Annotated in this window: 5 protein-coding genes and 3 pseudogenes; 4 read left to right on the top strand and 4 right to left on the bottom strand. The window is 66.3% G+C overall.

The genetic code is table 11. The features are described 5' to 3' along the window. Positions 1–254: 254 nt before the first annotated feature. Positions 255–329: pseudogene (locus tag GNT64_RS22375) on the top strand (hypothetical protein); the annotation flags it as partial. 11 nt (positions 330–340) lie between these two features. Further along, the gene (locus GNT64_RS21425; RefSeq protein WP_277873249.1) at positions 341–736 is read left to right on the top strand and encodes a Rossmann-fold NAD(P)-binding domain-containing protein; all 396 of its coding nucleotides are present in this window, start codon (positions 341–343) and stop codon (positions 734–736) included. Between the two features lie 320 nt (positions 737–1,056). On the opposite strand, the gene GNT64_RS21420 is transcribed toward GNT64_RS21425, so the two are convergent. Together GNT64_RS21420 and GNT64_RS21725 are read right to left on the bottom strand one after the other, a co-directional pair. Beyond that, a complete protein-coding gene (locus GNT64_RS21420; protein WP_156681325.1) occupies positions 1,057–2,034 on the bottom strand; it encodes an ornithine cyclodeaminase family protein in 978 nt (325 codons plus the stop codon). A 10-nt stretch (positions 2,035–2,044) separates the two neighbouring features. Continuing rightward, the gene (locus GNT64_RS21725; protein WP_231639148.1) at positions 2,045–2,317 is read right to left on the bottom strand and encodes an FAD-dependent oxidoreductase; all 273 of its coding nucleotides are present in this window, start codon (positions 2,315–2,317) and stop codon (positions 2,045–2,047) included. Here GNT64_RS21725 and GNT64_RS21415 point away from each other — a divergent pair. Both GNT64_RS21415 and GNT64_RS21410 read left to right on the top strand, forming a co-directional pair. Beyond that, positions 2,233–2,685 carry a fumarylacetoacetate hydrolase family protein gene (locus tag GNT64_RS21415; RefSeq protein ID WP_231639606.1) on the top strand — a complete coding sequence of 151 codons (453 nt, stop codon included), beginning with the start codon at positions 2,233–2,235 and terminating at the stop codon, positions 2,683–2,685. The two genes, GNT64_RS21725 and GNT64_RS21415, sit on opposite strands and share 85 nt — an antisense overlap. Positions 2,686–2,693: 8 nt before the next feature. Continuing rightward, entirely contained in the window at positions 2,694–3,884 is a 1,191-nt protein-coding gene (locus GNT64_RS21410) for an acyl-CoA dehydrogenase family protein (RefSeq protein ID WP_156681323.1), read from the top strand. Positions 3,885–4,119: 235 nt separating this feature from the next. On the opposite strand, the pseudogene istB reads toward GNT64_RS21410, so the two are convergent. Both istB and istA read right to left on the bottom strand, forming a co-directional pair. Further along, a pseudogene (gene istB / locus GNT64_RS21405) lies at positions 4,120–4,853 on the bottom strand (IS21-like element helper ATPase IstB). Then, a pseudogene (gene istA / locus GNT64_RS21400) lies at positions 4,786–6,350 on the bottom strand (IS21 family transposase). Before istA ends, istB begins: the two co-directional pseudogenes overlap by 68 nt. Positions 6,351–6,367 lie beyond the last annotated feature (17 nt).

Raw genomic sequence — 6,367 nt, 5'->3', positions numbered from 1 at the left:
TGCGTTCTCCTCATCAAGGCTTCGAGGTACGCAACGGGATGCTCGACGACATTCCCGATCGTGCCAAAAGCTTGCCTGATCCTGCCAATCATCGCTAAGGGTGCCGCGTGACTGATCGCTCCTTTCCGGTGGATCGCTTGCTCGATGCGGTGGCGCCCTACGTCACGCGCCAACCGGGCAGCTACGGCATCGCGACGCCGCTCTCCCGCCTGACGGTGTGGTCGAGCACGCATCCGACGCGGCCGACGCCCGCGATGTTCCAGCCGATGTTCTATGCTGTGTTGCAGGGCACGAAGGCGCTGACGATCGGTGGGCACGACCTTCGCTTGTCCGTCGGCGCTTGCGCCGCCACCTCGTTCGGGCTGCCCTATGTCGGGCAGCTTGTTGCCCGGGCAAGACGGAATTGCATCGAGACATCCTGTCGCGGTCCACCACCTTCGTCGAGTTCGAGCCGCAGACCCGTATCGAGGGCGAGATCCAGCAGATGGACGCCGCCTATCCCGTGATCGAGTTCTGGCGGGTGCTGCGCGGCGAGGCGCCCGGCCGCCGCGATGCGCGCGAAATCACGCTGTTCGACAGTGTCGGCTTCGCCATCGAGGACTTCGCCGCTTTGCGCTACGTTCATGGCAAGCTCGAAGGCACCGACTTCTTCCAGCCGATCGACATGCTGGCCGATCCCGACGATCCGCGCGATCTTTACGGAATGCTGCAACGGGCGGCTGCTAGAGCGTTCTAGGCTTGACGAACGGCCGGGCTGCTCGCCACGTCGGCTGGCCTTGCTCGGCCGCGTGCAGGACCTTCCGAACGACAGGCGGAGGCGGCGCACCTGAGCGTGGACAAGCGGCCCACCAGGCCGCAAGCGGATATGCGTCGCCAGCGTCAGCTCCCGAGCGAGCGCGAGCTTGCGCCGATGACATGGGGCGGCTTGGGACCATTGTCGCCGTCAGCCGCCGCCGGTTCAGCGCCTTGTGGGTACAGGCGATGTTCACCCCGAAGGTCTGCCCGCCTGCCGCACCGGAACTCCACCATCCGCCGATTTTTGTTAGCTAAGGTGATTTACCCCCCGACTTTCAATTGCTTGGCACGATCAAGTACAAAACGCCCTGCAGCTACGTCCTGTGCTGCTATACCGAGTGACTTGTAGAGCGTGATGTCGCGATCGCTCAGCCGCCCCTGGATGGCGCCGCTGGCGACTTCGCCGATCTCGCCGAGGAGGTGATCAGCGGTAATCAGGCCTGCATCTATCGCGCGCAGGAACTCGCCGGCCTGATTGCGTGTGGAGTTGCGATAGTCGCCGAAGAAGCGCGCCTTGGCGACCAATACGCCGTCAATCTCGGCGGTGGTAGGGATGCTCGATCCGACGATATCAAGGTGAGTCCCGGGGCCGATCCATTCGCCGAGCAGGATCGGCTCCGCGGCATGCGTCGTGGTGCAGACGATATCCACACCGTCCACCGCATCCTTCACATCGGCGACGGCGCGAACCGCGACCTGATGTCGATCGCGGAGGACATCGGCAAGTCGCTCCGCTTTTGCGCTGTTTCGTCCCCAGAGCCGCACCTCCTTGACCTGCCGGACCACCAGCATCGCCTCGAGATGGCGCGCCGCCTGTTCACCGGTCCCCAGAATGGCAAGGATCGACGCGTCGGCGCGCGCGAGAAGACGCGTGGCGAGGGCGCTCGCGGCGGCGGTGCGAATGGCTGTTACTTCCGCAGCGTCGAGAATGCCGACCGAATAACCATGCCCGGTCTCGAACAGCACCAGCATGCCGATGTGCGAGGAGTGGTCACTACCGGCGTTGCGCGGGAACAGGCTGATGAGCTTCGTGGCGTACATGCCGGCAGACGCCAGATAGCCGGGCATGATGCCGAGCGCGCCGATGTCGCCAGGCATGCTCATGATGCTGCGCAGGGGGAGCACCGCATTGCCCGCAGACACCGCAATCATCGTCGGCGCCATCAGTTCGATGCAATCCGACATAGGCAGAAGTTCGCGGACGTCGGCTGCGTTCAGAATCCTCAGTTCGACGCTCATCGCACCCTCCTCACGCTACCAGGCGCGCTGGCCCAAGGTCGGCGGCGGTCAGTCCGGCCGCGGTAAGATCGGCCGGCACGTCATCGCCGCGGATCAACGCCGCCGCGAAGCGCGACAGCGCCGGGGATGTCTGGATCCCGTAGCCGCCCTGGCCGACCAGCCAGAAGAAGCCCGGCGCGTCGACGTCGAAGCCCGCCACTGGCGACCTGTCGGGCGCGAAGGTGCGCAAGCCAGCCCAGGCATGGGCAACACGCCGAACGGGCAGGTCGACCACCTGCTGCACGCGACCAGCTCCGGACCATCCAGTGGACAGTCGGCAAGAATTTTGACGGCTCGGGTCCGTTCGGTCCGGCCTTCGTATCCGCTGACGAGCTGCCGGCCGGTGCGGACGGCCTCAAGATCCAGACCCGGCTCAACGGTCAGGTAATGCAGGATTCCGTCACGAGCCTCATGGTGTTCAACGTAGCTGAGACGATCGCGATCTTGTCGCAGGCGATGACGCTCGAGCCTGGCGATCTGCTGGTGATGGGCACGCCATCCGGCGTCGGCAACGCTCGCGAACCGAAGATCTTCATGAAGCCAGGCGATGTCATCGAGGTTGAGATCGAGCAAGTCGGCCTGATCCGCAACACCGTCGTTGCCGAGGCTTGAGGCTTGTCATGACCAGTGCCGCCCCCATCGCGCCTTCGTCGACCAGCACTGCCCTGGCAGAACGGGTCGCGTCCTTCGTGCGGAGCGAGATCGCGCCGCTCGAGCAGGACCCGCGATGTGGGCCGCACGGACCGAATAATGCATTGATCGTGGAGATTAGGGGGAAAGCGCGCGTGCTTGGTCTCCTCGTTCCGCACCTTGGGCCGGAATGGGGCGGCACCGGCCTCGCAATCTCCGATATGGTGCCGGTGTTCAAGGCGGCCGGCTTCTCGCCCCTGGGTCCAATCGCGCTCAATATCCAGGCGCCGGACGAGGGAAACATGCATCTCCTCGACGTGGTGGCGAGCGACAGCCAGAAGGCGCGATACCTCAAGCCCTTGGCGGCGGGATTGACGCGTTCGGCATTCCTCATGACCGAACCGGATGGCGGGGCCGGGTCCGATCCGTCCATGCTGGCGACGTATGCCGAGCGGACCTCGAACCGGACATGGCGGATAAGGGGGCGCAAGACATTCGCCACCGGCTTCGACGGCTCGGCTTTCACGATCGTGATGGCCAGGACCGGGGGCGGTGCGACGATGTTTCTGGTTCCCACCGACGCAGCGGGCATGCGAACTGAGCGGGTCCTCGCGACACTCGACAGTTCGATGCCTGGGGGGCACGCGGTTGTGACGCTCGACGATGTCGAGGTCGATGACGATGCCGTCCTCGGAGCTGTCGACAAGGGATTTCAATATGCCCAGGTTCGCCTCGCGCCGGCGCGTCTGACGCACTGCATGCGCTGGTGGGGTCTCGCTCGACGCGTTCAGGACATAGCGATCGACTATGCCTGCCGGTGCCACGCGTTTGGAAGGCCGATCATAGATCATGAGGGCGTCGGCAACATGCTCGCCGATAATGAGATGGACCTGACCGAGAGCGAACTTATCATCGACTGGTGCGCGGCCGCCCTCGAACGCGAGGGGACGGGCACTTACGAATCGTCCGTGGCAAAGGTCCGGGTGTCCGAAGCTCTTTTTCGTATCGCCGACCGCGCCATGCAGGTGCTGGGCGGAACCGGGATCACAGGCGATACGATAGTCGAACAGGCGTTTCGCGAGTTTCGCGCGTTCCGGATCTATGACGGACCGTCCGAGGTTCACCGCTGGTCGATCGCGAAACGGCTGAAACGTCAGCACGGTCAGCCGGCCAGTGTCTGAGCGGAGCGAGCTGAACTCCGGCACCAGCCCTCTTTTGTCAATCGGCTCGGGAAGTTGACCCCGTATCGGCGTGCAAGTTTGACCCCCTTTTCTGATGGCAGCCGGGTTGTCCCGGTAGTCCACAGGAGGGCCCCGCGGCCGGCGCCGCGCGCCGCCACGAGCGCAGGCGGTGACGGCCGTGGAGGTGCCTGTGGACCCACCGGGTCAACCTGGGGATGGGGTCCGGGGAAGGGTTTCAGGCGGCTTCGCGGTTCTTGAAGCGCCAGCTCTCGTTGCCGGTCTCGACGATGTCGCAGTGGTGGGTGAGCCGGTCGAGGAGCGCGGTCGTCATCTTGGCGTCGCCGAAGACCGTGGGCCACTCGCCGAAGGCAAGGTTGGTCGTCACCACCACCGAGGTCTGCTCGTAGAGCTTGCTGACGAGGTGGAAGAGCAACTGGCCGCCCGAGAGCGCGAAGGGCAGGTAGCCAAGCTCGTCGAGGATGACGAGGTCGAGCCGCGACAGGTGGTCGGCGATGCGCCCGGGGCGCCGGCACGGGCCTCGGCCTCGAGCTGGTTCACGAGGTCGACGGTGTTGTAGAAGCGGACCCTCGCTCCGCCCCGCACGCAGGCACGGCCCATGGCGATGGCGAGATGCGTCTTGCCCGTCCCGGTGCCGCCGACCAGCACGACGTTGCGCTGCGCTTCGAGGAAGGCACCCGTGCCGAGATCGCGGACCAGGCCTTCGTTGATGCCGGTGCCGGCGAAGTCGAAGTCGGCGAGCTCCTTGGCGAGCGGCAGCTTGGCGGTCGTCATCTGGTAGCGGATGGAGCGGGCCTGCTTCTCGTCTATCTCGGCCTTGAGCAGGTCGCCGACGACGCGCTGAGCGGAGTGCTGCCGCTTCACGGCATCGGCGACGACCTCGTCATAGGCATGGCGCATGCCGACGAGCTTCAGCGTTCCCATCATCTCCAGGATGGCGTGACGTTCCATAAGGCCTCCTCAGGCTGTCGTAGCGGGCGCAGTCGGCGACGGGCTCGCGGGCGAGCCGCAGAGCCTCGGGCGTGGCGATGCTGGCGGGCGCGGCGGTCTGGCGCTGGCGGGTGAGCACGTTGAGCACGACGTCACGGCTGACGGTGCCGCCGGCCAGCGCCTCGGCACAGGCCGCCTCGACGGCGTCCAGTCCGTCCGTCGTCACCGCCGCCAGGATGCCCACCATCTGGCGGTCGCCGTCGGCATGGCCCGCCAGCCTCCGCCTGACGCGTTCCAGCGCCACCGGCAGCGGCCAGTCTTGAAGGGCGCACCGTTCCTCAGCGCACCCGGCTTGCGCTCGAGGACCGGCACATAGTGCCAAGGGTCGTAGACCGTTTGGTCGCGCCCGAAGCGCCGGGCATGCTCGCCGACGACTTCGCCGTCCTGCCGGATGACGATGCGCTCGGCATAGGCGTGCACCTCGACCGGGCGCCCCGCCGCCTTCGCGTGCACCGAGTATTTGTTGTAGTCGAAGCGGACCAGCAGCGTCTTCGACACCGCCGCCGGCAAGGCGTGGAAGCCGTCGAAGGGACCACGGTAGGCGATGAGCGCAGGCTGGTCGGCCGCCTCGAACACCTGCCAGACTGTGTAGTCCCTGAGCTCGGGATGCGCGGCACGCTGGGCATGGGCGGTGCAGCGGTCGAGCAGCCAGGCGTTGAGCTCGTCGTAGCTCCTGAAGCGCAGCCGCGGCGTGAAGAAGCGCTCGCGCACGAGCCCGACCTGGTTCTCGACCTGGCCCTTCTCCCAGCCCGATGCCGGCGTGCACGCCACCGGCTCGACGAGGTAGTGGCCGCACATCTGCTGGAAGCGGCGGTTGTAGCGCCGCTCACGACCGACGAAGATGGCGTCCACCGCGGTCTTCATGTTGTCGTAGATGCCGCGCTGACAGGCGCCGCCGAAGAAGGCGAACGCCCGGTCGTGGGCGTCGAACACCATCTCCTGGCTCTCGCGCGGATAAGCTCGCACGAAGAACATCCGGCTGTGGCAGAGCCGCATGTGCGCAACCTTCACCGTCGTCGTCGCGCCGGCGATGACGACGACCTCGTGGCTCCAGTCGAACTGGTAGGCCTCGCCGGGCGCGAAGCTCAGCGGCACGTAGGCCGCGGCCGTGACCGCCGACCGCTCACGCTGCCATGCCGTGGCATAGCGACGCACGGCATCGTAGCCGCCGCGGTAGCCCAGCCCCTGCAGCTCCTCGTACACCCGGACCAGCGTCAGGCGCTCGCGCCGCTGCTTGCGCTCGTTGGCCTCCAGCAGCCGCTCGAGATCCGCCGACCATGGCCCGAGCTTCGGCAGCGGCTGCACCGTCCGCTCGTAGGAGAAGTCCGTCTCGCCGGACCGCAGCACCTTGCGCACCGTGTTCCGCGACACCCGCAGGTCGCGCACGATCTCCTTGATGCTCTTACCCTTGACGTAGAACTCGCGCCGGATGCGCGCCACCGTCTCCACGACCAGCATTCTCCCCGACCGCTCCT

This window comes from Sphingomonas profundi (genome assembly GCF_009739515.1).
GTDB classification, from domain to species: domain Bacteria; phylum Pseudomonadota; class Alphaproteobacteria; order Sphingomonadales; family Sphingomonadaceae; genus Alterirhizorhabdus; species Alterirhizorhabdus profundi.
This window is presented reverse-complemented; position numbering and strand designations above follow the sequence as displayed.